Consider the following 25,869-nt stretch of genomic DNA (forward strand, 5'->3'; position numbering starts at 1 on the left):
GCCGCGGAAAATGCCTTGCGCGAGAGCTGGGCCGAGGTGCGGGGGTCGGGCTTCCACCAAACTAGACTCGGAAAGTAATCCCGTTGGCACTGATGCAGCCCCCAAGCAATGCATCCATGCCATACTGCGAACTTTCCGGCGATAAACGCTTTTGTACGCGAAGTGGAGTTTCTCGGTTGCCCGTGGTGTGGTCACTTCGACGTGATTCGCAGTAACAAGACCCACTATGACAGTTGGTTCGTTGCGATATCAGGGATGTAGGCCGGATTCACCCTTGCGTTCACCCTCATTCGAACTCAAATGGATAAAAGCGGCGGGACGCCGCAGGGGCTGCGGCCAAAAGCCTGCTCTAGACCAGGCGTCCTTCGCATGCCGGGGACCGGGTATGCCCGCAGGCAACCCGGCCCCCGCCCACGCGGGCACCGGTTTCGCGCCAAGCTAGCCGAGCAGTGCCCGACGCAGGGTATCGAGACCCACCGATCCGACGCCCAAGGCCTGGGTGTGGAACTCCTTCAGGTCGAATTCGGTCCCGGCCCGGGTCTCGCGCTCGGCGCGGATCTGCTCCCACAGTCGCTGTCCGACCTTGTACGCCGGTGCCTGGCCCGGCCAGCCCAGGTAGCGGGTGAACTCGAATTCCAGCTGGCCGGCCGAGATGTCCAGGTTCCTTTTCAGGAACGAGAAGCCGCTTTCGCTGTCCCAGGTCCCCGAACCCCACGCCTCGGGGATTGGCAGTTCCAGGTGCACGCCGATGTCGAAGACGACGCGGGCCGCGCGCATGCGCTGGGCATCGAGCATGCCCAGGTAGTCGCCCGGATCGGCCAGGAAACCGAGGTCCAGCATCAGGCGCTCGGCATACAGCGCCCAGCCTTCGCCGTGGCCCGAAACCCAGCAGGCGTGGCGTCGCCAGTCGTTGAGGGTGTCGCGGGCGAGCACCGCGGTGGCCACCTGCAGATGGTGGCCGGGAACGCCTTCGTGGTAGACGGTGGTCAGCTCGGACCAGGTGGTGAACTGGTCTTCGCCCTCCGGCACCGACCACCACATGCGGCCCGGGCGGCTGAAGTCCTCCGACGGCCCGGTGTAGTAGATGCCGCCTTCCTGGGTGGGGGCGATCATGCACTGGATCCGGTCCATGGGAGAGGGGATCTCGAAGTGGGTTCCGGCCAACGCAACGATGGCGGCGTCGGATTTTTCCTGCATCCACCGCTGCAAGGCGTCGGTGCCCGACAACTTCCGGGTCTCATCCCGGTTCAGGATTTCCTTGGCTTCGGCGATGCTGGCGCCGGCGGAAATCTGCCCGGAGACGCGCTCCTGCTCGGCGATGATGTTCGCCAGCTCTTTCACTCCCCACGCATAGGTTTCCTCCAGGTCCACCGCGGCGCCCAGGAAGCGGCGGGACATCAGCGCGTAGTAGTCCCGCCCCACGGAGTCCTTCTCGGGGGCAATCGGGAGCAGCTCATCCTCGAGCACTGTGGCCAGGCGAAGGTAGGCCGCGTTGGCGACGGCGGCTCCGGCGCCCAGCCGCTCGGCGAGCTCCGGGGCGACCTTGGCGCCCGCAGCGGCGAGGCCATCGAAGAATCCGCCGTCCTTGGCGTACTCGCGCCCCTGGGTGATGACGATCCGCACTTGCCGTGCGGCAGCGACCAGGCCGCGGGCCGCAGAATCGCGCAGCGAGGCGATGTACCCGTCCATGGCGGCCGGCAGGTTGTGCATCCGGTCCGCGATGAAGGCGAAGTCGGCGGCCGTTTCCTGCGGCATCAGGTCGAAGATGGCGCGAATTTCCTGGGCGGGGGAGGCGATGTTGTTCAGCTCGGTCCGGTGTGTTTCCGCGATCTCGATTTCCAGTCCGAGGCGTTCGTTCATCGCGTCGAGGGTGATCCGGTCGACCTCGTCCACCGGGGCCAGCGGTGCGAGCTTGGCCAGCGTCTCGCGCGCCGCCGCGGTCTGGGCGGCGACGCCCGCGGGGGAGTAGTCGGAGTATGCGGCCTCGTTGCCGGGCAGGCCGAGCTCCGTGGCGAATTCTGGGACAAGTTCAAGCAGGCGCGCGAAGTACTCGTTGGCGACGGCGTCGATGGCGCTGCTTGTGCGCACGGCTGTGGTGTTGGTCATGGCACCAGCCTAAGCGCTTCTGAAAGCGTTGTTGAAGATTTTTGCCGGAAAACTTTTTGCAGCGCGGGACGCGAAAGGCCGGGGCGCCCGCGGGAAGAAACCATCCCGCGGGCGCCCCGGCCGATGCCACCTGCCGCGGTCTGCGGCGGTGAAGGGCGTCTTGCTAGTGCCGGCCGACCTTCCAGGGCAGCGGTGACGCGCTCAGGGCACGGCGTCGGCGGATCTTGCCGCGGCGCAGCTCGGTGCCGGTCGGGGCGGCCGCTGGCGAATCCTGTCCCGCGAGCGCGGACACGACCGCGGCCAGGGCTGCGACTTCCTCGGCGGTGGGATTCCCCCGGGTGATGGACAGCGCCGTCGCCGGGGACTCCATGACGGCCTGGATGCTCCGGTCGCCGGTCACAGCGGGATGTTCCCGTGCTTCTTGGCCGGCAGCGAGGCGTGCTTGTCGCGCGTGGCGCGCAGCCCGCGCACGATCTGCAGGCGGGTGTCCGAGGGGGCGACGACCGCGTCGATGTAGCCAAGCTCGGCGGCTTGGTACGGGTTGAGCAGCTCGGCCTCGTAGCCCTCGATGATCTCGGTGCGGCGTGCCTCCACGTCCCCGCCCTCGGCGGCCACCGCCGCCAGGTCGCGGCGGTAGAGGATGTTCACCGCTCCCTGGGCGCCCATGACGCCGATCTGCGCCGTCGGCCAGGCCAGGTTGACGTCCGCGCCGAGCTTCTTGGAACCCATCACGATGTACGCTCCGCCGTAGGCCTTGCGGGTGATCACTGTCAGCTTGGGCACCGTGGCCTCGGCGTAGGCGTAGAGCAGCTTGGCGCCGCGGCGGATGATGCCCTGGAACTCCTGGTCCTTGCCCGGCAGGAAGCCCGGCACGTCGACAAGGGTGAGGATCGGGATGTTGAAGGCGTCGCAGTGGCGCACGAAGCGGGCGGCCTTCTCGGAGGCGGCGATGTCAAGGGTGCCGGCGAACTGCATCGGCTGGTTCGCCACGATGCCGATGGTGGCGCCCTCGACGCGGGCATAGCCGATCATGACATTGGGTGCGTAGAGCGACTGCATCTCCAGGAAAATGCCGTCGTCCACGATGTGCTCGATGACCTTGCGCATGTCGTAGGGCTGGTTGGCCGAGTCCGGGATCAGCGTGTCCAGCTCGAGGTCCGCGGCGGTGAGCTCCAGCTCCTCGTCGAACTCCACGGCCGGGGCCTCGGAGATGTTGTTCGACGGCAGGAATTCGAGCAGTTCCTTGCAGAACTCGATCGCATCGGATTCGTCGGTGGCCAGGTAGGTGGCGGTGCCCGTGGTGGCGTTGTGCTGGCGCGCCCCGCCCAGGGTCTCCATGTCGACCTCTTCGCCGGTGACGGTCTTGATCACGTCGGGGCCGGTGATGAACATGTGGCTGGTCTTGTCGACCATGATCACGTAGTCGGTCAAGGCGGGGGAGTAGGCGGCGCCGCCGGCGCTCGGGCCCATGATCAGCGAGATCTGCGGGATGACGCCGGAGGCGTGGACGTTGTTGCGGAAGATGTCGGCGAACATCGCCAGCGAGGCGACGCCCTCCTGGATGCGGGCGCCGCCGCCGTCGAGGATGCCGATGACGGGGCAGCCGTTGCGCAGCGCAAATTCCTGCACCTTGACGATCTTCTCGCCATTGACCTGGGAGAGCGAGCCGCCGTAGACGGTGAAGTCCTGGGAGTAGACCGCCACCTGGCGCCCGTCCACGGTGCCGTAGCCGGAGACCAGGCCGTCGCCCAGCGGGCGCTTCTTGTCCATGCCGAAGGCCGAGGTGCGGTGCACCGCAAGCGCGTCGAACTCGACGAACGAGCCCTCGTCGAGCAGCATCTCGATGCGCTCGCGGGCGGTGTGCTTGCCGCGTGCGTGCTGCTTCTCGATGGCCTCGGCGCCCGAGGGTGCCTGGGCGAGGGCTTCGCGGCGACGGAACTCGGCGATCTTTCCTGCCGTGGTCGACAGGTCGATCGAATCCGTGGCGTCGGCGATGCGGCTCTGGGTCATCCCATGGCTCCCTTGAAGTAGATAATTAGTAGGAAAGGCACAACAACAATGCCACCTTGGCCAGTCTAGTGAGGCCTTGTGCCGAATAATGTGTAGGAAAGCTACAAAATCGTGTCGTGTTGGGGGCCAAGTCGTCCATAAAACAAGTTACTGGCGAGTAGCTTTCGTGGCGGGGCTTCACGTAATGTGGTTCACATGAGTGAATCGATCCGCGACGCCATCGCCCCCCATGCCAAGCCCCTGAAGGGGAAGACCATCCTGATGAGCGGAGGCAGCCGCGGCATCGGGCTCGCCATCGCACTGCGGGCCGCGGCCGACGGCGCCAACGTGGCAATCATGGCCAAGACCGCCACCGAGCACGCGAATCTCGCCGGGACCGTGTTCACCGCGGCGGAGGAAATCACGGCCGCCGGCGGCCAGGGGCTGGCCATCGTGGGGGACGTGCGCAACGACGGGGACGTGCTCGGCGCCGTGGCCAGCACCGTCGAGCGCTTCGGCGGGATCGACGTGGTGGTCAACAACGCCTCGGCCATCGACCTGTCCGCGACCCCGGACGTGTCGATGAAGAAGTACGACCTGATGATGGACATCAATGTCCGCGGCACCTTCCTGCTCTCCAAGTCCGCGCTGCCGCACCTGCGGGCCAGCGACAACGGGCACATCCTCACGCTCTCGCCCCCGCTGAACCTGGAGCCGAAGTGGGCCGGTGCCCACCTGGCCTACACCATGGCCAAGTACGGGATGAGCATGACGACCCTCGGGCTGGCCGAGGAACTGCGCGGCGCCGGCATCGGGGTGAACTCGCTGTGGCCCGCGACGCTGATCGACACCGCGGCCATCCGCAACATGCCCGGAGGAGAGCGCATGGTCAAGGCCGCGCGCTCGGCGCGCATCGTCGCCGACGCGGCCCACGCCGTCCTCACGTCCGACGCGCGGGCCTGCAGTGGAAACTTCTTCACCGACGAGGCCGTGCTGGTCGCGGCCGGCGTCACCGACTTCTCCGGCTACTCCATGGGGGCCGCCGAATCCGACCTGGTCCCGGACATCTTCCTCTAAACCCGGAGCTCGTTGGTGGCGGGAATCGATAGTCTTGGGGACATGAGCATTGAACCGAACCCCGGGCAGACCTCCACACCCGACGCTTCCATGGAGGGATCCGACGCCGGGCGCGCGCCGCTGGATGCCGCCGCGCTGCGTCGCGTGATGGCGGAGCTGGGTGCCGGCGAGCTGTGGATCAGCGAGCGGACCGGGTCGACGAACGACGACCTGGCCGCGCGCGCCCAGAAGGCCCCGCTGGGAAACCTGAGTGTGGAGACCACCGAGCACCAGGTGGCCGGGCACGGGCGCTTGGGGCGTGGCTGGCAGACGCCGGCGCGCAGCGCGCTGGCCACCAGCATCTACTTCCGCCCGGCCCCGGGGTTCGACCAGTCGGGGCTGGCCTGGCTGTCGATGCTCTGCGCCGCCGCCATGGTGCAGACGCTGCGGGAGGACGCGGGTCTGGCTGCTGGCCTGAAGTGGCCCAACGACGTGGTCGCCGGCGGAAAGAAGGTCTGCGGGGTGCTGGCGCAACTGGTCATGACGCCCCAGGGACCGGTGGTCATTGTTGGTGCCGGCCTCAACGTGAGCATGACGGCCGGCGAACTTCCGGTGGACACCGCCGCGAGCCTGGCAACCCTGGGCGCCGGCACCCTTGACCGCACGGTGCTGCTGGGCGGCTACCTGCGGAGGGTGGTGCACCTCTTCCGGACCTTTGAGCAAGCAGGCGGCAGCGCGGCGGCACGGACCGGGTATGCGCCGGTGGCGGGGGAGGGAACCGGAACCGAGGTTCCCGCGCCGGCAACGCTGCGCGAGCTGGTGCGCTCGGTCATGGTGACGATCGGGCACGAGGTCGACGCGCACCTGCCCAACGGCACGGTGCTGCGCGGCACCGCCATCGACCTGGACGCCGAAGGGTCCTTGAGTGTGCGCGAGGCGGGCGGGAAGGTCCACAGCGTCCTGGCCGGGGACGTCTTCCACCTGCGGCGCAGCGACGGCTCCTACGCCTAGCAATCCGCCGCGGGGCGCCGAGGAAGCGGAGCCCATGAATGGCACATCACGCAAGGAACCGCGGTTCCGCACCCAAAACGTGGGCGCACTGGCTCTACCATTGAAGGAGCAAGACCGGCACGCACAACCGGTGTGTGGGTTGAAGGAGCCGGGACGTGAAGTTGACATTGGAGAAGCGCGAGCGAGTCATCGTCAAGACCCGCGCGCACCGACGGGTGCTCCGTGGCCCGTTTCTTCGCTTCCTGTTCCTGTTGGCGGGCAGCTGCTACCTGCTGGGCCTGCTGTTGCGCACCGACCTGCCGCCGTGGGTGGTCGAGGCCCGGCCGCTGCTGGCGGCGCTGCTTGCCGTGGTCTCCGGCGTCCTGCTGGTCATCTGGTGCCTGAGGCCCTGGATCCGCTGGGCCAACAGCTACATCTACCTGACCAGCGAGCGCATCGTCACCAAGCGCGGCCGCCGGGCCACCGGGCAACATTCGATCGGGTTGTACGCAATCCACGATATTGTTGCGGTGGTAAGGCCCAACGCGCCGGAGACCGCCCCCGGGACGCTGTCCGTCGTATTGGCCGAGCAACGCTTCAACATCCCGCACGTCCCCGCCGTGGCCCGCATGCGGGATTACTGCATCGGGGCCATCACGGCCCTTCCGAACTTCCCGCGGGTTGATGGTGTAAACATGGAAGAACGCGTTGACGGGGATCCGCCAACGAGGCCACTGAACGAATCGCACCAGCAGCAACAAAGAGAATGGACTGAGCATGAGTGAGCGGTCGCCGGCGACGGGAACCCAACCCGTCGCGCCCACCGCTGCCCGCGACGCGGCACGTGCCCAGGCCCTTCGCCACCCTTCCGATGCAGTGGACGTCCCGGCATCCGAGGCCAACGGCGCGCAGCATCCGGATGCGGCGCAGGCCGTGGAACTGGAGCCCGCGCTCGCGGACCCGCTGGGTGACCTGGTCGAGGCCATGAAGCGCCCCGAACAGGTCGACCGGACCACCCCGGGGCCCGCGCGGGACGCGATCCGCGACCTGGAGCGGCGCCTGCTGGGGGCTGACCGCACCATGCGCCGCCGTGAAATGGCCGCGGGGGCGGGGGTCTCGCTGCTCTCCGCCCGCAAGATCTGGCGCGCCCTCGGATTCCCGAACCTGGGCGACGAGGAAGTCTTCTTCACCACCGTCGACCAGGAAGCGCTGAAGTCGATCCTGGACATGGTCCGCGAGGGAACCCTGACCGAGGAGACCGCGATCTCGCTGACCCGCTCGGTCGGCCAGATGACCGACCGCATGGTGGTCTGGCAGGTCGAGGCGCTGGTCGAGGACATGGTGCAGAACCAGAAGATGAGCGACCCCGAGGCCCGCCGGAACCTGGTGAACCTGCTGCCGGAGATCATCGAGCCGCTCGAGGACCTGCTGGTCTACTCCTGGCGCCGGCAGTTGAACGCCGCGGTGCACCGGCTGGTGCTGCGCGCCGAGACCGGCCTGGCGGCCTCCGCCGAGGGCCGGGACGGCTCCGAGGACGACGCCCCGCTGCCGCTGGCACGCGCCGTCGGCTTCGCCGACCTGGTTTCCTACACCTCGCTCTCGCGCCGGATGAACGAGCGCACGCTGGCCCAGCTGGTGCAGCGCTTCGAATCCAAGTGCGCGGAGATCATCTCCATCGGTGGCGGCCGGCTGGTCAAGACCATCGGCGACGAGGTGCTCTTCGTGGCCGAGACCCCGCAGGCGGGCGCGCAGATCTCCCTGGCGATGTCCCGGGAATTCGCCGCCGACGAGCTGCTGCCCAACACGCGCGTTGCGGTGGTCTGGGGCCGCGTCCTCTCCCGCCTGGGCGACATCTACGGACCGACGGTCAACCTTGCCGCCCGGCTGACCTCGCTGGCGGAGCCGGGCACCGTGCTGACCGACGAGCTCACCGCCTCCACCCTGGCCGGGGACGACAGGTTCGTGCTCGAGCCCCAGGAAGTCACAGCCATCCGCGGCTTCGGGGACCTGACCCCGGTGCGGCTGGCCCCGGGCACCGGATCGGGACTGGTGCTGGACTAGATGGACTTCGGATTCGGGCAGGTGCGTGCCGCGGCGGCAACCGACATCGGGCTGCGCCGCGCCGTCAACGAGGACAGCGTGCTGGACGCCGGAACCGTGTTCGCCGTGGCCGACGGCATGGGCGGGCACGAGGCCGGGGACCTGGCCTCCCGGCTGGGCATCGAGACGCTTAACGAGATCGCCGCCGGATCCCCGGACCCCGCGAATCCGGACCGGGCGCCCGCGGACACCGCGGAAAACCTGGCGTCGCTGCCGCACGCCCGGGACGTGCTTGCCCTGGTGACCCAGGCCGATGCCCGGATCCGCCGGGCCACCGGCGCCCGCGGCGGCACCACCCTGTGTGCGCTGGCCCTGGTCCGCGTCGAGGACGAGGGCGGGGCCTGGCCCGGGGACCCTGCCGGTCCGCCGCCGACGGCGCAGATGCCCACCGTGCCCAGGGCGGGATCGACCGAGGCGCTGCACCTGCCGCTGCCCGGCCTCGGTGTGCCGCGCTACCTGGACAGCATCCGTGAATCGGGCGACGTGGACGACGCCGCCGAACACCCGGCCGAGGCCGAACCCACCACCGATGTGCTGCCGCGCGCGCAGGCCCGGGCGGTGCCGGCCGCGCCGGCCGGTGCAACGGCGATGACCGTCGCCGGAACCTCCTCGAAGGTCACCCCGATCCCCGGAGCCGGCGCCGTGGATGCCGGCGCGGAGGAGACCCCCGTGCGGCTGATGCTGCTGAACGTCGGGGATTCACGCGGCTACCGGCTGCGCGAGGGCGTGCTGACCCAGCTGACCCGCGACCACTCCGCGGTCCAGGAACTCATCGACGCCGGCATCATCACCGAGGCCGAGGCGCGCATCCACCCGCAGCGCAACCTGATCACCCGGGCGCTGGGTGCCGGCGGCAACTCGGTGCCCGACACCCAATTCCACCTGCCGCGCCCCGGGGACCGCTACCTGCTGTGCACCGACGGGCTCACCGGAGAGGTCGAGCACGCGGCCATGGAGGAGATCCTCGCCCGGACCCCCGACCGCACCGAGGCGGTGGGCCGGCTCATCGACGCCGCCCTGGCCAGCGGCGGGCGGGACAACATCTCGGTGGTCATCATCGATATCGAGGGCCCCGGCGCGTAGGCGGGCGCACCGTCGCCGCGACGCGCCACACGCGCACCGTGCCCGGACACCAACTCGGGGGTGTTCTGGGGCAAAATGGAGGGGTGATGCCCCAAGAGCCGACCCCGCAGCCCGTCAAGAACCAGCCCGTTGCCGACCGTCCGTCCCAGGACACCGAGACCCTGGCCGAGGCGCTCGACGCCGAGGCGGTGATTCCCGACGAGGCCCTGCGCGCCGAATACCAGCAGCTCATCGACGAGGTGCGCAAGCACCGCGCCGCGTACTACAACGAGGACGCGCCGCTGATTTCCGACGCCGAGTTCGACGTGCTCTACTCCCGGCTGGAACTCCTGGAGGCGCAGCACCCGGCCATCGTCGCCAACGACTCGCCGACGCAGGAGGTCGGCGGCGAGGTCTCCGCGGCCTTCGCCGAGGTCGTGCACCTTTCCCGCATGTACTCCCTGGAGGACGTGTTCTCCCTCGAGGAGGTCACCTCCTGGGGCGAAAAGACCATGGCCAACGCCGCGCTGCGCGCGTCGGGCCACGAACTCAAGTGGCTCTGCGAGGTCAAGATCGACGGCCTGGCGGTGAACCTTCTCTACCGCAACGGCAAGCTGGTGCGCGCCGCCACCCGCGGGGACGGCACCACCGGCGAGGACGTCACGCACAACGTGCTGACCATCAAGACGATTCCCACGCAGCTGGCCGGGGACAGCTGGCCGGAGGAGGTCGAGGTGCGCGGGGAGATCTTCATCCCCTCGGCCGACTTCGCCGCCTACAACGAGGCGCTCATCGAATCCGGCAAGGCCCCGCTGGCCAACCCGCGCAACGCCGCGGCCGGCTCCATCCGGCAGAAGGACCCGGCGGAGACCGCCAAGCGCCCGCTGCAGATGTTCGTCCACGGCTTCGGCGTCCGCGCGGGCCTCACCGCCGCCACCCAGTCCGAGGCCTATGCGCTCATGGCCTCCTGGGGGCTGCCGGTTTCCCCGTACTCGCGCGTCGTCGACACCCTCGACGAGGTGCTGGCCTTCATCGCGGAGAACGGGGAGCACCGCCACGACCTGCTGCACGAGATCGACGGCATCGTGGTGAAGACCGACTCCTTCGAGATCCAGCGCAACCTGGGCTTCACCTCCCGCGTCCCGCGCTGGGCCGTGGCCTACAAATACCCGCCCGAGGAGGTCAACACCAAGTTGATCGACATCCGGGTGCAGGTGGGCCGCACCGGGCGAGTGACTCCCTACGCGGTGATGGAACCGGTGCTGGTCGCCGGGTCCACCGTCAGCTTTGCGACGCTGCACAACAAGGACGTGGTCAAGGCCAAGGGCGTGCTCATCGGGGACACCGTGATCCTGCGCAAGGCCGGAGACGTGATCCCCGAGATCGTCGGGCCCGTGCTGCCGCTGCGGACGGGCAACGAGGCGAACCTGCGCGAATTCGTGATGCCCACGCACTGTCCGTCCTGCGGGACGGCGCTGGCCCCGGCCAAGGAGGGGGACGTGGACATCCGCTGCCCCAACGCCGAATCCTGCCCCGTGCAGCTCACCGAACGCGTCGCCCACCTGGGCGGGCGCGGCGCGTTCGACATCGAGGCGCTGGGCTACGAGGCGGCGCAGGCGCTGACCATCGGACCCGGCGAGGACCCGGAACAAAACGGCGGGGCCATTGTCCCGGCCGGCCCCGGCCCGCTGCGCAACGAGGCAGCGATCTTCGATCTGGCCGCCGGCAACCCCGATCCCGCGCTGCGCGAGACCCTGGCCGACGTGCAGGTGTGGCGGGAGATCCGCTCCAAGGGCGCTGGCACCGGAAAATTCCAGCTGGTCCCGTACTTCTATTCCAAGGCCACCGCCAAGAAGCCGTCGGCGCCGACAGTGACCACCAAGAAGCTGTTCGACGAGCTGGAAAAGGCCAAGACCAGGCCCCTGTGGCGGGTGCTGGTCGGACTGTCCATCCGGCACGTGGGCCCCACCGCCTCCCGCTCGCTGGCAACCCGCTACGGGTCGATGGACAAGATCATCGAGGCGCTGGAGGCCGAGGGCGCCCGCGAGGCCCTGGCCGAGGTCGACGGCGTCGGCGCGATCATCGCCGACGCGCTGATCGAGTGGTTCTCCGTGGACTGGCACCGGGACATCATTGCGGCCTGGAAGGCGGCGGGGGTGTTGATGGAGGACGAGCAGGACGAGTCGATTACCCGGCACCTGGAGGGCATGAGCATCGTGGTCACCGGCTCGCTGCCGACCTACAGCCGCGACGCGGCCAAGGAAGCGATCATCATCCGCGGCGGCAAGGCCGCCGGGTCGGTCTCCAAGAACACCGCCTACGTGGTGGCCGGCGAGGCAGCCGGGTCCAAGCTGGACAAGGCGCTCGCGCTGGGCATCCAGGTGCTCGACGAGGAAGGCTTCAAGCTGCTGCTCGAGGGCGGGCCCGAGGCCGTTCAGGGCCTGCCCAACCCCGAAGCCCAGTGAACGCCGGGCGGCGGCCGGATGCCCCGGATCCGGGAAACCGCCGCCCCCTCCAGCACCCGGCGCCCAACCCGCCGGTCCCCGTCTTTCCAAGGAGCACCAGATGAGCACGAGCCCCAAGCACCTGCACCCGAGCACCGCCGAGGCCGCCTCGACCGGCCCGGTGCCCGCCGGCGATTCGGCGCTGCGCCGCCGGCTGCTGGCCGTGGCCCGCGAGGCGGCCGCCGCCGGCGCCGCGGTGCTCGCCGAACGCGGCCGCGGCAGGGTTGATGCGGACACCAAGTCCGCCGCCGGGGACTGGGTCACCGACTTCGACAGGCGCGCGGAGATCGCGGTGCGCGACGTGATCGCCGCCGCCCGCCCCAACGACGCGATCACCGGCGAGGAGTACGGGCGCACCGTGCCGGAAAACCCCTCGGGCTACCGCTGGTCGATCGACCCGCTGGACGGCACCGCCAACTTCGTGCGCGGCATCGTGTACTACTGCACCTCGGTGGCCGTCTTCGGGCCGCTCGACGACGCGCCCGCCGCCGCCAAGGACGGCGCACAGGAGGCCGGGGGCAATTCGCTGGCCGCCGACGGGGCCGCAATGGACGCCGGCACCCACGGGTGGCTGGCCGCCGCGATCAACGCCCCGGCCCTGGGCGCCGAGTACTACGCCGCGGCCGGGGACGGCGCCTGGCTGGTCGATGCGCTGCAGCTGGCAGGGCCCGGGTCCCGGCGCGACGGGAGCCCGGCCCGCGCGCAGCGGCTGCACGGCGGCGACAGGGACGAGGCGGGCAAGCTGCTGGCCACCGGCTTCGGCTACGATGCGGACCGCCGCCAGTTCCAGGTCGGCGCGCTGCTGGGGCTGATGCCCGGCTTCGCGAACGTGCGCCGCATCGGGTCCGCCGCGCTGGACTTGTGCCTGGTGGCCGACGGCACGCTCGACGCCTATGCGGAGTACGGCACCCAGGAGTTCGACTGGGCGGCCGGCGCGCTGATCGCGGCCGAGGCCGGGCTGCCGGTGCTGCGCCCGCGCGCCAACCCCGGATGGCAGGCCGCCGGCCATCTGGACTTCGACGCGCTGCCCGCGGAGGAACCCGCGGCCGAAGTGCCCGCCGGGAAGTAACGGGACCTCGTGCCCGGGATTCCCCCGGGAATGTGCAGGCCCGCCGCCCGCGGATGAACCACGCGGGCGGCGGGCCCCGTCGTCGGCCCCCGCCAGCGGGCGGAAGCCGGAGCGGCTAGATGCCGAACTGCAGGCCGGCGGCCGAATCGTCGTAGTAGGCGCGGTTCCGCAGCCCGGCCGCCGCCGCCTCGTCGAGCACCACCACGGCGTCCGGGTGCAGCTGCAGCACCGATGCGGGGCAGGCAGCCGACAGCGGTCCCTCGACGGCGGCGGCAATCGCGGCGGCCTTCCGGCTGCCGGTGGCCACCAGCACCATGCGGCGGGAATCGAGGATGGTGCCCAGCCCCTGGGTCACCGAGTGGGTGGGGACCGCGTCAAGCCCGTCGAAGAAGCGGGCGTTGTCCATGCGGGTCTGTGCGGAGAGGCGCTTGATGCGGGTGCGGCTGCGCAGCGAGGACCCCGGTTCGTTGAAGCCGATGTGGCCGTTGGTGCCGATCCCCAGGATCTGCACGTCGATGCGCGCATCGACGATGGCGGCGTCGTAGGCGGCGGCCTGTGCCCGGATCCGTTCCTCGGAATCCCCGTGGCCGTCGGGCGTGTGGAGCAGGGACTCGGGCAGCCCGATGACGTTGCACAGCTCGGTGACCAGGGTCTGGCGGTAGGACTGCTCGTGCGTGCCCTCGAGGCCGACATATTCATCCAGCGCGAAGGCGGTGGTCTTGCCGAAGTCGGCATCGCCGCGCCCGACGGCCCGGGCCAGCTCGGCGTAAAGCCCCAGCGGGGTGGACCCGGTGGCTACGCCCAGGACCGGATCCCCCGTGACACGGGTGCGCAGCCCATCGATCACCGCCTTGGCAGCGAACCTGGCGGCCTCTTCGGCGTTGGCGGCGATCAAAACTTCCATCGGTGTTCCTTTGCGGTGGTGCGGGCGGGCCGCGGCGGGGCCACGGCATCAGGACAGCTTAACCCTCCGGCGGGAGGGACCCCTAAACCGCTTGCGGGTGCATCCGGGCGCGGCGGGGGCGCCGGTTGCGGTGCCCGAAACGCCGCGGGCGCAGGCGCCGGGGCCGGACGATGACCGGGAGCGGCACGGAGCGGGAGGCCCCGCAGGTTGCGTTCCACAGGTGGTGAGGTTGGCAACACGGGACGGGTGCGCGCCGCACCGGCTGGCACACTTGAAGGTGATGACTACAGCAACCCTCGACCCCGCCAGCACCGTGTTGATCCGCCCGGCCACCGAAGCCGACTACCGGCACATCGCGCGGATCACCGTGGATTCCTACCTGCACGCCGGGCACTTCGCGGACCCGGAGCACGAGTACCTGCAGTTCGTCCAGCAGGTCGCGGCGCGCCATGCGGTCTCCGAGATCCTGGTGGCCGAGCGCGACGGCGCGGTCATCGGGTCTGTCACGCTGGTGCGCGCGGGCACCGAATACGCGGACATCGCCCGGGACGGCGAGCTGGAATTCCGGATGCTGGTGGTGGACCCCGCCGTGCAGCGTACGGGCGCCGGCCGCGCCCTGCTCAACGCCGTGGTTGCCCGGGCCCGCGAGCTCGAGGACGTGCACACCGTCTCGCTGACCACCGGCGGCCACTGGGTTGGCGCCCGCGCACTCTATGAGGCCGACGGCTTCGTGCATGCCCCCGAGCGTGACTGGTACGTCCCGAACACCGAAATCGTGTTGGTGGTCTACACCCTCGCGCTCTAGCGTTCCCCGCTTTCGGGCCTCCCCGCCCGCCGCTGCCCGCAGGCCGGCGCAACGCGGAGGGGGATTGGCCGGGCCCAGGCTCCCGCACCGCGAATTGTTTCGCGCGCGGGAGCCTGCTGCGTGTGGCCCATGACGTGGTTTTCGGTAGGCGACATGGGCCGATTGGATATGGTGGGTATCAGGTCCGGGGTGCCGCCGCTGGTGCGGACGGGATTCCGGGCCGCTTCCATCCGTCGACGTCGTGCAGGAGAGCATCATGAGCGAGATTTTTGCCACCACCATGGATCCCACCAAGAAGGAGCTCATGAGTGCGTGGCTGCCGCGCCAGCCGTGGTTCGCCGGTGACCGGGAGCCGGTGCTGGAAACCGTCGGCGGCTTCCGGCTCGATGACCCCGCCGGCGAGGTCGGCATGGAGTTCATCATCGTCACGGACACCGCATCGCCGGAACCCGTGACCTATCACGTGCCGCTGTCCTATCGCGGGGCCCCGCTGCCCGGCGGCGAGTCCTTCCTGCTGGGCACCAGCGAACACGGCGTGCTGGGCACGCGCTGGATCTACGACGGGGAAGGGGACCCGGTGTGGCAGGCACAGGTGCGGACCCTGCTGGCGGGTGACGTGGAGGCGCAGCACCAGAACATTTCCCACACCCTTGAGCCGCTGGTCGGGGTGCATCCTGCGGCCCCGGAACCCGGCGCCGGCGCCCGGCACGGGGACCGGGAAATTGCGGTGATCCGTCGCCCGGTTGCCGGGGCGTCGGGCGCGTCGGGCGCCGCCGCGTGGATCGGGTCGCCGTGGAGCGCCGCCGGGCAGGCCGTCAGCGGGGCCGTCATCGAATTTTCCTAGGTTGCTGGTGCCCGGACCCCGGGGGCGACCGGGGTCCGGATGGCCTTGGCGGGGGCCTGCCGGAAGCGATCCGCGAGGGCCGGGCGTACTAGACTAGGGGGGAAACCCCATCCGCCCACCTAGGGAGATACATGTCTGCCATCAGCCGTGAGGACGTTGCGCATTTGGCGCAGCTGGCCCACATCGAGATGAGCGATGCCGAGCTGGACAAAATGACCGGCGAACTCGGTGTCATTGTCGATTCAATCGCGTCGGTCTCAGAGGCCGCCTCGGCCGATATCCCGGCCACCACGCACCCCATTGCCCTGTCGAACGTGTTCCGCGAGGACGTCGTGGGAACGACGCTCACCGCCGAGGAAGCGCTGATGAACGCACCTGACTCCGTCGACACCCGCTTCAAGGTGCCGGCCATTTTGGATGGAGAGTAATTCATGAACGAGATTATTCACCTTTCCGCCACCGAGCTCGCAGCCAAGCTGCGCGCCGGCGAAATCACCTCCGTCGCGGCCGTCCAGGCACACCTGGACCGCATTGCCGAGGTTGACGGCGGGGAGCGCGGCGTCAACGCCTTCCTGCACGTGAACACCGAAGAGGCCCTTGCGGTTGCCGCCGAGGTCGACGCGATCCGCGCCGCCGGCGGAGCCGACGCGCAGGCGCTGCACCCGTTCGCCGGCGTGCCGATCGCCATCAAGGACCTCATCGTCACCAAGGGCCAGCCGACCACCGCGGCCTCGAAGATGCTTGAAGGCTGGATGAGCCCGTACGACGCGACCGTGATCGAAAAGATCCGCGCCGCGAAGCTGCCGATGCTCGGCAAGACCAACCTGGACGAGTTCGCGATGGGTTCCTCCACCGAGCACTCCGCCTACGGCCCGACCCGCAACCCGTGGGACCTGGACCGGATCCCCGGAGGCTCCGGCGGCGGTTCCGCCGCGGCCGTGGCCGCCTTCGAGGCGCCGCTGGCCCTGGGCACCGACACCGGCGGCTCGATCCGCCAGCCCGGCGCCGTCACCGGCACCGTCGGCGTGAAGCCGACCTACGGCGGGGTCTCGCGCTACGGCGCCATCGCCATGGCCTCCTCGCTGGACCAGATCGGCCCGGTCACCCGGACCGTGCTTGACTCCGCGTACCTGCACGAGCTGATCGGCGGGCACGACGCCGCCGACTCCACCTCGCTGAACGAGCCGGTGCCGGCACTCATCGCCGCCGCCGAGCAGGGCGCCTCCGGCGACATGACCGGGGTGCGCGTGGGCGTCATCAAGGAGCTGCAGGGCGAGGGCTACGAGGCCGGAGTCCAGGCCCGCTTCGACGAGTCGCTCGAGGCGCTGCGCGCCGCGGGTGCCGAGATCGTCGAGGTTTCCTGCCCGAACTTCAAGTACGCGCTGGGCGCCTACTACCTGATCATGCCCTCGGAGGTCTCCTCCAACCTGGCGAAGTTCGACGGCGTGCGCTTCGGCACCCGCGTGCTCCCCGCGGAGGGACCGCTGACCATCGAACGCGTCATGGGTGCCACCCGTGCCGCCGGCTTCGGCGACGAGGTCAAGCGCCGCATCATCCTGGGCACCTACGCGCTTTCCGCCGGGTACTACGACGCCTACTACGGCTCGGCGCAGAAGGTCCGCACGCTGATCCAGCGCGACTTCGACGCCGCGTTCGCGCAGGCCGATGTGCTGATCTCCCCGACGTCCCCGACCGTCGCCTTCGAGCTGGGCTCCAAGACCGATGACCCGCTGGCGATGTACCTCAACGACGTTGCCACCATCCCGGCGAACATGGCCGGCATCCCGGGCATCACCGTTCCCGGTGGCCTGTCCGAGGGCCTGCCGGTCGGCATCCAGTTCCTGGCACCTGCCCGCGAGGACGCCCGCCTGTACCGTGCCGGTGCGGCACTTGAAAAACTGCTGGAAGACAAGTGGGGTGGCCGGTTGATCGACCAGGCCCCCGCGTTGTCCGCCGCCACCACTGGAGGGGTTGCCTAACATGGCTTCGTACACCGATGAACTGGTCGACTTCGACGTCGCACTGGAAAAATACGACCCGGTACTGGGCTTCGAGGTCCACGTCGAGCTGAACACCAAGACGAAGATGTTCTCCTCGGCGCCGAACGTGTTCGGCGATGTGCCCAACACCAACGTGACCCCGGTCTGCCTGGGCCTGCCCGGCGTGCTGCCGGTGGTCAACAAGACCGCCGTGGAATACGCGATCATGATCGGCCTGGCGCTGAACTGCAAGATCGCCGAGCGTTGTGGTTTCGCGCGGAAGAACTACTTCTACCCGGACACCCCGAAGAACTTCCAGACCTCCCAGTACGACGACCCGATCGCCTACGACGGCTGGCTGGACATCGAGCTGTCCGACGGCGAGGTCTTCCGCGTGGAGATCGAGCGCGCGCACATGGAGGAGGACGCCGGAAAGCTCACCCACATGGGCGGGGCCACCGGCCGCATCCAGGGCGCGGACTACTCGCTGGTGGACTACAACCGCTCCGGCGTCCCGCTGGTCGAGATCGTCACCAAGACCATCGAGGGTGCCGGCAAGCGCGCCCCCGAACTGGCCAAGGCCTACGTCGCGGCGATCCGCGAGATCGTCAAGGCGCTGGATGTCTCCGACGCGAAGATGGAACGCGGCAACGTGCGTTGCGACGCCAACGTCTCGCTGATGCTCAAGGGTGCCGAGAAGTTCGGCACGCGCACCGAGACCAAGAACGTGAACTCGCTGCGTGCGGTCGAGCACGCGGTGCGCTTCGAGATCGAGCGCCACGCGGCGGTGCTGAACTCGGGTGCGGCCATCGTGCAGGAAACCCGCCACTGGCACGAGGACACCCGCACCACGACCTCGGGCCGCCCGAAGTCCGACGCGGACGACTACCGCTACTTCCCGGAGCCGGACCTGGTTCCCGTCGTCACCACCCCCGAGTGGATCGAGGAGCTGCGCGCCCGCCTGCCCGAGCCGCCGGCCGAGCGCCGCAAGCGCCTCCAGGCCGACTGGGGCTACTCGGATGCCGAGTTCCGCGACGTCGTCAACGCCGGTGTCACCGAGGCAATCGAGGAAACCATTGCAGCGGGAACGACCGCCGCGGTGGCACGCAAGTGGTGGATGGGCGAGATTGCACGCCTGGCCAAGAACGCCGACAAGGACGTCACCGACATGGGCGTCGAACCTGCAACGATCGTTGAGCTGAACTCGCTGATCGAGGGCAAGAAGATCAACGACAAGATCGCCCGCCAGGTGCTCGAGTTCGTGGTCGCCGGCGAGGGAACCCCGTCCCAGATCGTCGAGAAGCGGTCGCTGGCCGTGGTGAACGACGATTCGGCACTGGGTGCCGCAATCGATGCCGCCATGGAGGCCATGCCCGACGTGGTCGCCAAGGTCAAGGGCGGCAAGCTGCAGGCCATCGGCGCCCTGATGGGGCCGGTCATGAAGGCCACCCGCGGACAGGCCGACGCCGGCCGCGTGCGCGAATTGGTGCTGGAGAAGCTGGGCATCGAGGGCTAGTTCCCCGCTTGCCGCTTCAGGCGAAGTCGAGCCCCGGTCACCCACAGTGTGGGGGCCGGGGCTCGACTTCGTTTAACCGTGGTCCCTGCCAGGCACCGCGATCCGGGCTCAGAACAGCGGCGGGGTGTTGGGTGATTGTCGCCAGTAGGTGCTGCGCCGGGGTTTCTGTTCCGGGTCAAGGTACGTGGGCAGGATGACGGAGAACAGGCCGTCGGCATCGCGGATCACGGTGAGCTGTCCCGTGTGCCTGGCATGGTGGTGCCCGGAACACAATGGCCGCCCGTCATTGATCCTGGTTGTTCCTCCCTTGGCCCATTCGTCGTCATGGTCGATCTCGCAATGCTCCGGTGGCACAGTGCACCCGGGGAAGATGCACCCGCCGTAGATGGCGAGGATTGCCTTGCGCATGTAGTCGGGGAAGTAACGCTGCTCGGTGCCCAGATCCAGGATCCGGCCTTCCCCGTTCATCGTGATGGGGATCGCCCCGCCAATGCACAGGGCATGCCGGAGTTCGGCCGGGGTGCATTTCTGCCCGTGCAGCGTGAGACCGGATTGCGCCGCCCTGCCCTCGAGCTCGTCCAGCGTCGTGATGATGAATATTTCAGGTGAGGGAAGTCCCGCGGTCTTGGTTCCGTTGGTTGGTCTGCCGTTGGTCTTGATCAGGTTCATCAGGCCCTGGAGATGCCGCTGCGGCGGGGTGAGGCCGTCGGAGCCATATTCGGTGTTGTTCATGGCTTCGAGGATGTTGGCCTCCGTCGGCAACGGATCCAGGGTGAGCTTGCTGGCTTCGGCGGGGTCGGTCAGCGGGAGGCCGGTCGCGGGATCGAGAAGGAAGTCGGGGAAGTCCGGGAGCGAAGGTGCAGTGCCGGGTTGCGTGCGGCTTCCGTCCTTGGGGGTGGCTGCGGCTGTTTCGTTGGAACCGTTGGAACCGTTGGAGGTGTCAGCGCCGTACCATGCGTTGCTTGCCTGCTGGGCAAGTGCGTCGCGGTTTCCCGCCTTGGTGCGAGGGTTGTCCATTTGGGCAAAGAGCGCTAGCAGGGCCTCGGCGTCGGCCGCCCGGACGCGCAGCAGGAACTCTGCGATCCCGGCGTTGGTGCCGCGGTAGAACGCGCCAAGCTTGGCGCGCAGCACTTCCTCGGAAGGTTCCTTGACGCCCCCGGCGAGCGAGACCCCGATGGCGCCGAACAACTTGTTGGTGGTGCGGGGGTCTTCCTCCCGGACGGAGTCGGCGACCTGGGCCTCAAGCCGGGAGGCAAGTTCCTCGGGATTCGGGTATTGCTTGATCTCCGGCTGCAACCGCTCAAGTTTCCTGGCGGCCTCGGCAAGCTGCTGGGGCGAGGCCTTGCCGCCCGCGAGCGCCTCGGCCAGCAACGGGAATTTCGGAGGCTGCTCGATGCCGTGGACATCGGTGTGCGGGAAGAGCCTGGAGGCGGCGCGGACACGGTCCCGGGCCTCGATGAAGCCGATGCGGAAGGAGTGCTGCAGGAACTCGGTGGTGTCCTTGAAGGTGGGCCGTCCCTTGGGCGGCGTGGCGGGCGCTTCGGGAAGGGCCATGTCTCCGTCGATGTAGGCGTCGGGGTCCGCGAGGCACCGGTTGATCCCGAGCAGCGTGTCCTCGGGCAGTTCGTTGACCAGGGTGCGCTGGGCCATGTCGGTGGCCGAGAGCTGGGCAAAGCCGGTGGCGCGGTGGGCGCGTTCGACCAGCTGGATGAAGTAGGCGGCGTCCGCAGGCGAGTTCGTGTGCCGGGGGATGCGCGGCCCCAGCTCCTCGAGCCCCCGGACCAGGGCGGTGTAGGCGCGCAGCTCATCGTCCGGGGTCACTGGGTACCTCGGATCCTCGCGGTCCCCCGCGAGCAGGGCGATGGCTGCTGCCGTGGTCATGGTCCAAGCATGCGCCGCCGCACACGGTTGCGGGGCTCGGTGCGCGGGGTTGTGGACAACGCGGATGGAACAGGCGTGGCTCTTGACAGGCAAGCGTGGGCTTGCCTTAATGGTGGGGTGGAAGAGCTGTTGAAGGCGCTGGCGGACCCGACCCGGGCGGTGATCCTGGACGAGCTGGTGGAGCGCACCGGGCAGACGCTCTTTGAGATCTGCAACCGGTTGTCCTCGCGGCACGGCATCAACCCGAGCCGGCAGGCGATTTCGCAGCACCTGGCGGTGCTTGAGTCGGCGGGGCTGGTGCGCAGCGAGCGCTCGGGCCGCTTCAAGTTCCACTACGTGGACACCGCGCCGTTGCGCCGGATCGCCGAGCGCTGGCCGGAGGCGGGCCGGCAGGACACGGCCGCGTCAACGGCTGCGCCGGAGGCCGGGCGGCCGTCCGCCGCGAATGAAACCGAAGCCATGGGCGGCACCGCCGGCCCGGGCGCGCCGCGCACGGGCACTTCGCCATCGTCGGAAGGGAAGAAACCATGAGGATCAATCTTGCCAGCGTGCTGGTCAGCGACCAGGCCAAGGCGCTGGAGTTCTACACGGCCACGCTGGGGTTCGTGAAGAAGACCGACGTGCCGATGGGGGAGTTCTCCTGGCTGACCGTCGTCTCGCCGGAGGACCCCGACGGGGTTGAGCTGGTGCTGGAGCCGGCCAGCCACCCGGCCGTGAAGCCGTTCCGCGACGCGCTGGTGGCCGACGGGATCCCGTTCACCTCCTTCGCGGTCGCCGACGTGCAGGCCGAGTACGACCGGCTGGTGGGCCTGGGCGTCGAGTTCACCCAGCCGCCGACGGCCATGGGGCCGGTGACCACCGCAGTGTTCGACGACACCTGCGGGAACCTGATCCAGATCGCGGCGATGAACGAGGAGGCGTGAGCCGCACGCCCCGGCCCGCGGCCGACGTGCGCGTGGATCCGGAGCTGGTCCGCGCGCTGGTCCGCGGGCAGTTCCCCCAGCTGGCGGGGCTGGAGGTCAGGTTCGCCGACGACGGCTGGGACAACGCGATCTACCGGCTGGGACCCGATCTTGCCGTGCGCCTGCCGCGCCGGGACCTGGCCCATGCGCTGCTGCTCAACGAGATCCGCTGGCTGCCGTTCTTGGCGCCCCGCTTGCCGCTGCAGGTGCCCGTCCCGCTGCATCGGGGCAAGCCGGGGGAGGGCTACCCGTACCACTGGGTGGTCGTGCCCTGGCTGTCCGGGCGCAGCGCGGCGACGGTGCCGGCGCAGGTCCGCGACGACTACGCCCCGGCGCTGGCCGCGTTCTTCCGGGCACTGCATGTGCCGGCCCCGGCCGATGCCCCGCGCAATGCGGTGCGCGGGGTGCCGCTGCGGGAGCGGGACGAGGCCGTGAGGTCGCGCCTCCAGGCGGTGCCCGCCCCGGAACGCGGGGCACTGCTGTCCATCTGGGAACAGGGGCTCGCCGCGGATGGGCACGTCGGTGCGCGCCTGTGGCTGCACGGGGATCCGCACCCGCACAACATGCTCGTGCGTGACGAGGCTGCCGGCGGCGAAGGCCGACCGGCGGAGCGGCTCGGTGCGGTGATCGACTTCGGGGACCTGACCGCGGGGGACCCGGCCAGCGACCTGGCGGTGGCGTGGCTGCACTTCACGCCGCGGGGACGCGCGGAATTCCGGGAACGGCTCGAGGGCCACCGGCTGTATTCGCCCGGAACGTGGATCCGCGCCCGGGCGTGGGCGGCGAACTACGCGGCGCTGATGTCCGGGCTGCCGCAGGACGATCCGCTGCACGGGGTCGGCGCCCACGGGATCGACCATCTGCTTTCCGATTCCTAGGCGGGCCGGGTTCCGCAGGTGACCTCGGGGTTCACGATGCGCGGAAAATTCGGATTCGGCGGATTCGCTGGGTAAGGTCGGAAAACCGGTGCCGTGGATTGCCGGCGCGGTTCCGGCCGTGTTGGCGGCCCATCCGTGCCGGCCCAGCGGCCCGGGCGGGCGAGAAATGGAAAGCGTGGCTCTATGGAACACCTCGAACGGGACCCTGCCGGAGGCCCGCGCAACGGCCGCGGCCATCGCGGCGACGACCTGCGCCGGCTGAACACCGCGGCCGTCATGAAGCACGTGTTCGGCTACCCCGGCCTGTCCCGCTCCGAGATCGCGGCCCAGCTGGGGCTCAGTGCCGCATCTGTCACCAACATCGCCTCGGCCCTGCTGGAGGCGGGGCTGCTGCTGGCCCTGCCCTCCTCCGCCGGCGGGCAGGGGCGCCCGCGGATCCCGCTGGAGATCAACGCCAAGAACCCCCTGGTGCTGGGCATCCACCTGGGCCCGCGGACCTCGGGGGTGGTGTTGATGGGGCTTGACGGCCTGGAGCAGGCCTCCGTGTTGGTGCCGCACGCCGGCAAGGGGGCCGGGGAGTCGATCGACCTGGTGGTTGCGGCGGCCGAGGTCCTGGTGGACGGCCACGCCCGCGGCAGGCAGCTGCTGGGGACCGGCATCGCCACCGGCGGCATCGTGGACAGGCCCGCCGGGGTGATCATCGACAACCCCGGGGCGGGCTGGCACGACGTGCACGTGATGGAGCTGCTGCGCGGCCGCCTGCCGGCCCCGGTCATCCTCGAGAACAACGCGCGTGCGGCGGCCCAGTCGGAGCTGCTGTACGGCCACGGGCGGCAGTCCAACGACTTCGTCCTGATGGTCATCACCGCCGACATCGGTTCGGTGATGGTCGACGACGGCCGGATCCGCGCGGGGTTCAGCCAGACGGCCGGGCAGATCGCGCACCTGCGCGTCAGCGACCGGCAGGTTCCGTGTCCCTGCGGCAAGACCGGGTGCCTGGCGGTGATGGGATCCGACGACGCGGTGACAGCGGAGGCCCGGCGCCGGGGCCTGGGGCAGGTGCAGCACATCGAACACGTACTGGAGCTGGCCCTGGCCGGAAACGAGGCGGCGATTTCCGTGCTTGAACAGCGCAACCGCTATGTGGGCCGGGCCGCGAGCCAGCTCATCGACATCCACGATCCGGAACTGCTGGTGGTCGCGGGAACCCCGGCCGAGACGCCGGCGGTCTTCGCCTCCCTGCTGGCCGAGGTGTCCCGCACCGCACACGCGGGGGCCGGTGCCGCGGGCCGGGTCGTGCTGTCCTCCGACCACGTTTTCTCCCTCTCGCTGTTTGCCGCCTCGACCATGGTCGATGCGATCCTCGCCGACCCCCTGGGGCATGCGGTTCCCGAGGTCCTGCCGGCGACCTAGCCGAATGCCGCCGAACCTCGCCGGCAGAGGCCGCACCGCGGGAAGCGCGGCCGGATTTGTTGACATGCGTCGCTTCGTCTGGTTTATTTTAGAGCGTGAAATAAGTGGTGAGGCTAATCACACCCTGTGGTTGCCTGGCCAACACCGTCGCGCACGGCGGAGTAACACGGGTCATTCGTACACGAGGAGCATCATGTCGAAGAAGAAGTTGATTGCCGTCGCAGCGGCGTCCGCAGCGTTCATGCTGGCGGCCAGCGGTTGTTCGGTCGGGGCGGAGGCCGGAGGGGCGGCCGGTGGCGAGAAGCGCCTCTCGTTCCAGCTGGCCGAGCCAACGTCGCTGGTCCCGCACGAGTCCCCGGGAAGCCAGGTCGCCATGGCGACCTGCGCGAACCTCATGGAGGTGAACGTCGAGACGCAGGAGCTGGAGCCGCTGGCCGCCAAGTCGGTCACGAGCGAGGATGCCACCACCTGGAACATCGAGCTGCAGGAGGGGTGGACCTTCCAGGACGGCTCGCCGGTGACCGCCGACTCGTTCGCCAAGGCCTGGGCCAAGACCGCCACGGGCTCGAACGCCTGGCAGGGCAACGGCAGCTTCGTTTCCTTCAAGGGGTACAAGGAACTGAACCCCACCGACGGCTCCAAGCCGACGACCAAGACGCTCTCGGGCGTGAAGGTCATCGATGGGAACAACCTCGAGGTCACCCTCAACGCGGCCAACGCGGACTTCCCGAAGGTGCTTTCCACCTCGCCGCTGTGCCCGCTTCCGGAGGCCGCCTTCAGCGACCCGAAGGCCTACGAGGAAAACCCGGTCTCCAACGGCCCGTACAAGTTCGTCTCCTGGAACCACAACCAGGAAGTCGTCCTGGAAAAGTGGGACGGCTTCAAGGGCGCAGCCGGCTTCTCCGGCGGGGCGGACAGGCTCGTCGGGCAGATCTACACCGCGGTGGATGCGGCGTACACCGACATGACCGCCAACAACCTGGACATGATCCGCAACGTGCCGGCGACCATGGTCTCCAAGGCCAAGAGCCAGCTCGGCGAGGAATCCCTCTACGAGGTCAAGACCGGTTCCAAGCAGTACACGCTGCAGATCCCCGAATACGTCAAGGGCCTGGAGGACCCGGACCTGCGCCGGGCCATCTCCATGTCGATCGACCGCGAGGCCATCGCCGCCTCGCTGCTGCAGGGCTACGCCGCCGCATCCGATTCCCTTGTCCCGCCGTCGCTGGATTCCTACAAGGCAGGCTCCTGCGAATCGTGCACCTTTGACGCCGCCGGCGCCAAGGACCTGCTGAAGAAGGCCGGCGGATTCGACGGCACCTTCATCATCGAGCACAACTCGACCTCCGACGCGCAGCTGGTCCAGGCCATCTCCAAGCAGATCCAGGACAACCTGGGCATCAAGGTCCAGCTCAAGCCGATGCTGGGCACCGAACTCGAGGCCCGCCGCAACAACCAGAAGCTTGAAGGCGCCGTCTTCGGCCTCTGGGGCTGGTCGTACAAGAGCTCGGACCAGTACCTGAGCCAGTACGAGACCGGGGGAGACGGCAACGTCACCACCGGCTACTCGAACGACGGCGTCGACAAGCTGCTGCGCGCGGCCCGCGGCGAACAGGACGAGGCCAAGGCCGCAACCCTGTACGCACAGGCGGAGGCCGTGGTCATGAAGGACATGCCCGCGATCCCGCTGTTCATCCCGACCGACTTCGGCCTGCACACCAAGTGCGCCGTGATGAACGACGCCCAGGGCGATCTGCAGTTCTACCGCGCCGGATACGGCTGCTGACCCAGGCACAACACTTGCACGGGTG

Annotated in this window: 22 protein-coding genes; 17 read left to right on the forward strand and 5 right to left on the reverse strand. The window is 69.2% G+C overall.

Translation table 11 applies throughout. The features are described 5' to 3' along the window. Window positions 1-438: 438 nt before the first annotated feature. The 3 genes from AC6CHY_RS04990 to AC6CHY_RS05000 all read right to left on the reverse strand — a co-directional run bounded on the left by AC6CHY_RS04990 (window position 439) and on the right by AC6CHY_RS05000 (window position 4,116). On the reverse strand, window positions 439-2,106 hold the full coding sequence (locus AC6CHY_RS04990) for a DUF885 domain-containing protein (RefSeq protein ID WP_217389761.1): 1,668 nt from the start codon (window positions 2,104-2,106) through the stop codon (window positions 439-441). 163 nt (window positions 2,107-2,269) lie between these two features. After that, window positions 2,270-2,506 (reverse strand): acyl-CoA carboxylase epsilon subunit, encoded by a 237-nt coding sequence (locus tag AC6CHY_RS04995; RefSeq protein WP_498225787.1) that lies wholly within the window; start codon window positions 2,504-2,506, stop codon window positions 2,270-2,272. Beyond that, a complete protein-coding gene (locus AC6CHY_RS05000; protein ID WP_217389759.1) occupies window positions 2,503-4,116 on the reverse strand; it encodes an acyl-CoA carboxylase subunit beta in 1,614 nt (537 codons plus the stop codon). The genes AC6CHY_RS04995 and AC6CHY_RS05000 overlap by 4 nt, the downstream gene beginning before the upstream one ends. A gap of 195 nt (window positions 4,117-4,311) precedes the next feature. Between AC6CHY_RS05000 and AC6CHY_RS05005 the strand changes: the two genes are divergently transcribed. From AC6CHY_RS05005 to AC6CHY_RS05035, 7 genes are all read left to right on the forward strand, one after another. After that, window positions 4,312-5,172: an SDR family oxidoreductase gene (locus AC6CHY_RS05005; protein ID WP_498225789.1), complete on the forward strand. Its 861-nt coding sequence runs from the start codon at window positions 4,312-4,314 to the stop codon at window positions 5,170-5,172. Window positions 5,173-5,214: 42 nt separating this feature from the next. Next, window positions 5,215-6,162 carry a biotin--[acetyl-CoA-carboxylase] ligase gene (locus AC6CHY_RS05010; protein ID WP_498225791.1) on the forward strand — a complete coding sequence of 316 codons (948 nt, stop codon included), beginning with the start codon at window positions 5,215-5,217 and terminating at the stop codon, window positions 6,160-6,162. A gap of 155 nt (window positions 6,163-6,317) precedes the next feature. Beyond that, window positions 6,318-6,926, forward strand: a complete 609-nt coding sequence (locus AC6CHY_RS05015; protein ID WP_217389756.1) for a hypothetical protein — start codon at window positions 6,318-6,320, stop codon at window positions 6,924-6,926. Beyond that, entirely contained in the window at window positions 6,919-8,202 is a 1,284-nt protein-coding gene (locus AC6CHY_RS05020) for an adenylate/guanylate cyclase domain-containing protein (protein ID WP_217389755.1), read from the forward strand. The genes AC6CHY_RS05015 and AC6CHY_RS05020 overlap by 8 nt, the downstream gene beginning before the upstream one ends. Then, window positions 8,203-9,324 (forward strand): PP2C family protein-serine/threonine phosphatase, encoded by a 1,122-nt coding sequence (locus AC6CHY_RS05025; protein WP_498225793.1) that lies wholly within the window; start codon window positions 8,203-8,205, stop codon window positions 9,322-9,324. It abuts the gene before it with no gap. 86 nt (window positions 9,325-9,410) lie between these two features. After that, complete coding sequence (ligA, locus tag AC6CHY_RS05030) at window positions 9,411-11,768, forward strand: NAD-dependent DNA ligase LigA (protein WP_498225795.1); 2,358 nt, start codon at window positions 9,411-9,413, stop codon at window positions 11,766-11,768. A 100-nt stretch (window positions 11,769-11,868) separates the two neighbouring features. Continuing rightward, on the forward strand, window positions 11,869-12,876 hold the full coding sequence (locus AC6CHY_RS05035; protein WP_498225797.1) for an inositol monophosphatase family protein: 1,008 nt from the start codon (window positions 11,869-11,871) through the stop codon (window positions 12,874-12,876). A 115-nt stretch (window positions 12,877-12,991) separates the two neighbouring features. On the opposite strand, the gene AC6CHY_RS05040 is transcribed toward AC6CHY_RS05035, so the two are convergent. Then, window positions 12,992-13,780, reverse strand: a complete 789-nt coding sequence (locus tag AC6CHY_RS05040) for a glucosamine-6-phosphate deaminase (protein WP_498225798.1) — start codon at window positions 13,778-13,780, stop codon at window positions 12,992-12,994. A gap of 280 nt (window positions 13,781-14,060) precedes the next feature. Between AC6CHY_RS05040 and AC6CHY_RS05045 the strand changes: the two genes are divergently transcribed. From AC6CHY_RS05045 to gatB, 5 genes are all read left to right on the forward strand, one after another. Continuing rightward, window positions 14,061-14,585, forward strand: coding sequence for a GNAT family N-acetyltransferase (locus AC6CHY_RS05045; RefSeq protein WP_498225800.1), 525 nt, complete (start codon window positions 14,061-14,063; stop codon window positions 14,583-14,585). A 256-nt stretch (window positions 14,586-14,841) separates the two neighbouring features. Next, window positions 14,842-15,429, forward strand: coding sequence for a maltokinase N-terminal cap-like domain-containing protein (locus AC6CHY_RS05050; protein WP_498225801.1), 588 nt, complete (start codon window positions 14,842-14,844; stop codon window positions 15,427-15,429). Between the two features lie 131 nt (window positions 15,430-15,560). Next, the gene (gene gatC / locus AC6CHY_RS05055; RefSeq protein ID WP_217389748.1) at window positions 15,561-15,857 is read left to right on the forward strand and encodes an Asp-tRNA(Asn)/Glu-tRNA(Gln) amidotransferase subunit GatC; all 297 of its coding nucleotides are present in this window, start codon (window positions 15,561-15,563) and stop codon (window positions 15,855-15,857) included. 3 nt (window positions 15,858-15,860) lie between these two features. Beyond that, window positions 15,861-17,408 (forward strand): Asp-tRNA(Asn)/Glu-tRNA(Gln) amidotransferase subunit GatA, encoded by a 1,548-nt coding sequence (gene gatA / locus AC6CHY_RS05060; RefSeq protein ID WP_498225803.1) that lies wholly within the window; start codon window positions 15,861-15,863, stop codon window positions 17,406-17,408. Window position 17,409: 1 nt separating this feature from the next. Continuing rightward, entirely contained in the window at window positions 17,410-18,924 is a 1,515-nt protein-coding gene (gene gatB, locus AC6CHY_RS05065; protein ID WP_217389746.1) for an Asp-tRNA(Asn)/Glu-tRNA(Gln) amidotransferase subunit GatB, read from the forward strand. A gap of 108 nt (window positions 18,925-19,032) precedes the next feature. On the opposite strand, the gene AC6CHY_RS05070 is transcribed toward gatB, so the two are convergent. Continuing rightward, window positions 19,033-20,805, reverse strand: a complete 1,773-nt coding sequence (locus AC6CHY_RS05070) for an HNH endonuclease signature motif containing protein (protein WP_498225805.1) — start codon at window positions 20,803-20,805, stop codon at window positions 19,033-19,035. Window positions 20,806-20,922: 117 nt separating this feature from the next. Between AC6CHY_RS05070 and AC6CHY_RS05075 the strand changes: the two genes are divergently transcribed. From AC6CHY_RS05075 to AC6CHY_RS05095, 5 genes are all read left to right on the forward strand, one after another. Further along, window positions 20,923-21,336: an ArsR/SmtB family transcription factor gene (locus tag AC6CHY_RS05075; RefSeq protein WP_498225807.1), complete on the forward strand. Its 414-nt coding sequence runs from the start codon at window positions 20,923-20,925 to the stop codon at window positions 21,334-21,336. After that, window positions 21,333-21,728 carry a VOC family protein gene (locus tag AC6CHY_RS05080; protein ID WP_498225809.1) on the forward strand — a complete coding sequence of 132 codons (396 nt, stop codon included), beginning with the start codon at window positions 21,333-21,335 and terminating at the stop codon, window positions 21,726-21,728. The genes AC6CHY_RS05075 and AC6CHY_RS05080 overlap by 4 nt, the downstream gene beginning before the upstream one ends. Beyond that, window positions 21,725-22,645 (forward strand): aminoglycoside phosphotransferase family protein, encoded by a 921-nt coding sequence (locus AC6CHY_RS05085; protein WP_217389742.1) that lies wholly within the window; start codon window positions 21,725-21,727, stop codon window positions 22,643-22,645. Before AC6CHY_RS05080 ends, AC6CHY_RS05085 begins: the two co-directional genes overlap by 4 nt. Window positions 22,646-22,828: 183 nt before the next feature. Continuing rightward, window positions 22,829-24,058, forward strand: coding sequence for an ROK family protein (locus AC6CHY_RS05090; protein ID WP_498225811.1), 1,230 nt, complete (start codon window positions 22,829-22,831; stop codon window positions 24,056-24,058). Between the two features lie 193 nt (window positions 24,059-24,251). After that, complete coding sequence (locus tag AC6CHY_RS05095; protein WP_217389740.1) at window positions 24,252-25,844, forward strand: peptide ABC transporter substrate-binding protein; 1,593 nt, start codon at window positions 24,252-24,254, stop codon at window positions 25,842-25,844. Window positions 25,845-25,869 lie beyond the last annotated feature (25 nt).

The sequence above is a fragment of the Paeniglutamicibacter sp. GQ140 genome, assembly GCF_059759235.1.

Excerpts from the sequence above, each read along its gene's own strand:
- AC6CHY_RS04990 (WP_217389761.1), bottom strand. The coding sequence starts at position 2,106 with ATGACCAACACCACAGCCGTGCGCACAAGCAGCGCCATCGACGCCGTC.
- AC6CHY_RS05000 (WP_217389759.1), bottom strand. The coding sequence starts at position 4,116 with ATGACCCAGAGCCGCATCGCCGACGCCACGGATTCGATCGACCTGTCG.
- AC6CHY_RS05005 (WP_498225789.1), top strand. The coding sequence starts at position 4,312 with ATGAGTGAATCGATCCGCGACGCCATCGCCCCCCATGCCAAGCCCCTG.
- AC6CHY_RS05010 (WP_498225791.1), top strand. The coding sequence starts at position 5,215 with ATGAGCATTGAACCGAACCCCGGGCAGACCTCCACACCCGACGCTTCC.
- AC6CHY_RS05020 (WP_217389755.1), top strand. The coding sequence starts at position 6,919 with ATGAGTGAGCGGTCGCCGGCGACGGGAACCCAACCCGTCGCGCCCACC.
- AC6CHY_RS05025 (WP_498225793.1), top strand. The coding sequence starts at position 8,203 with ATGGACTTCGGATTCGGGCAGGTGCGTGCCGCGGCGGCAACCGACATC.
- ligA (WP_498225795.1), top strand. The coding sequence starts at position 9,411 with ATGCCCCAAGAGCCGACCCCGCAGCCCGTCAAGAACCAGCCCGTTGCC.
- AC6CHY_RS05035 (WP_498225797.1), top strand. The coding sequence starts at position 11,869 with ATGAGCACGAGCCCCAAGCACCTGCACCCGAGCACCGCCGAGGCCGCC.
- AC6CHY_RS05040 (WP_498225798.1), bottom strand. The coding sequence starts at position 13,780 with ATGGAAGTTTTGATCGCCGCCAACGCCGAAGAGGCCGCCAGGTTCGCT.
- AC6CHY_RS05045 (WP_498225800.1), top strand. The coding sequence starts at position 14,061 with ATGACTACAGCAACCCTCGACCCCGCCAGCACCGTGTTGATCCGCCCG.
- AC6CHY_RS05050 (WP_498225801.1), top strand. The coding sequence starts at position 14,842 with ATGAGCGAGATTTTTGCCACCACCATGGATCCCACCAAGAAGGAGCTC.
- gatC (WP_217389748.1), top strand. The coding sequence starts at position 15,561 with ATGTCTGCCATCAGCCGTGAGGACGTTGCGCATTTGGCGCAGCTGGCC.
- gatA (WP_498225803.1), top strand. The coding sequence starts at position 15,861 with ATGAACGAGATTATTCACCTTTCCGCCACCGAGCTCGCAGCCAAGCTG.
- gatB (WP_217389746.1), top strand. The coding sequence starts at position 17,410 with ATGGCTTCGTACACCGATGAACTGGTCGACTTCGACGTCGCACTGGAA.
- AC6CHY_RS05070 (WP_498225805.1), bottom strand. The coding sequence starts at position 20,805 with ATGACCACGGCAGCAGCCATCGCCCTGCTCGCGGGGGACCGCGAGGAT.
- AC6CHY_RS05080 (WP_498225809.1), top strand. The coding sequence starts at position 21,333 with ATGAGGATCAATCTTGCCAGCGTGCTGGTCAGCGACCAGGCCAAGGCG.
- AC6CHY_RS05090 (WP_498225811.1), top strand. The coding sequence starts at position 22,829 with ATGGAACACCTCGAACGGGACCCTGCCGGAGGCCCGCGCAACGGCCGC.
- AC6CHY_RS05095 (WP_217389740.1), top strand. The coding sequence starts at position 24,252 with ATGTCGAAGAAGAAGTTGATTGCCGTCGCAGCGGCGTCCGCAGCGTTC.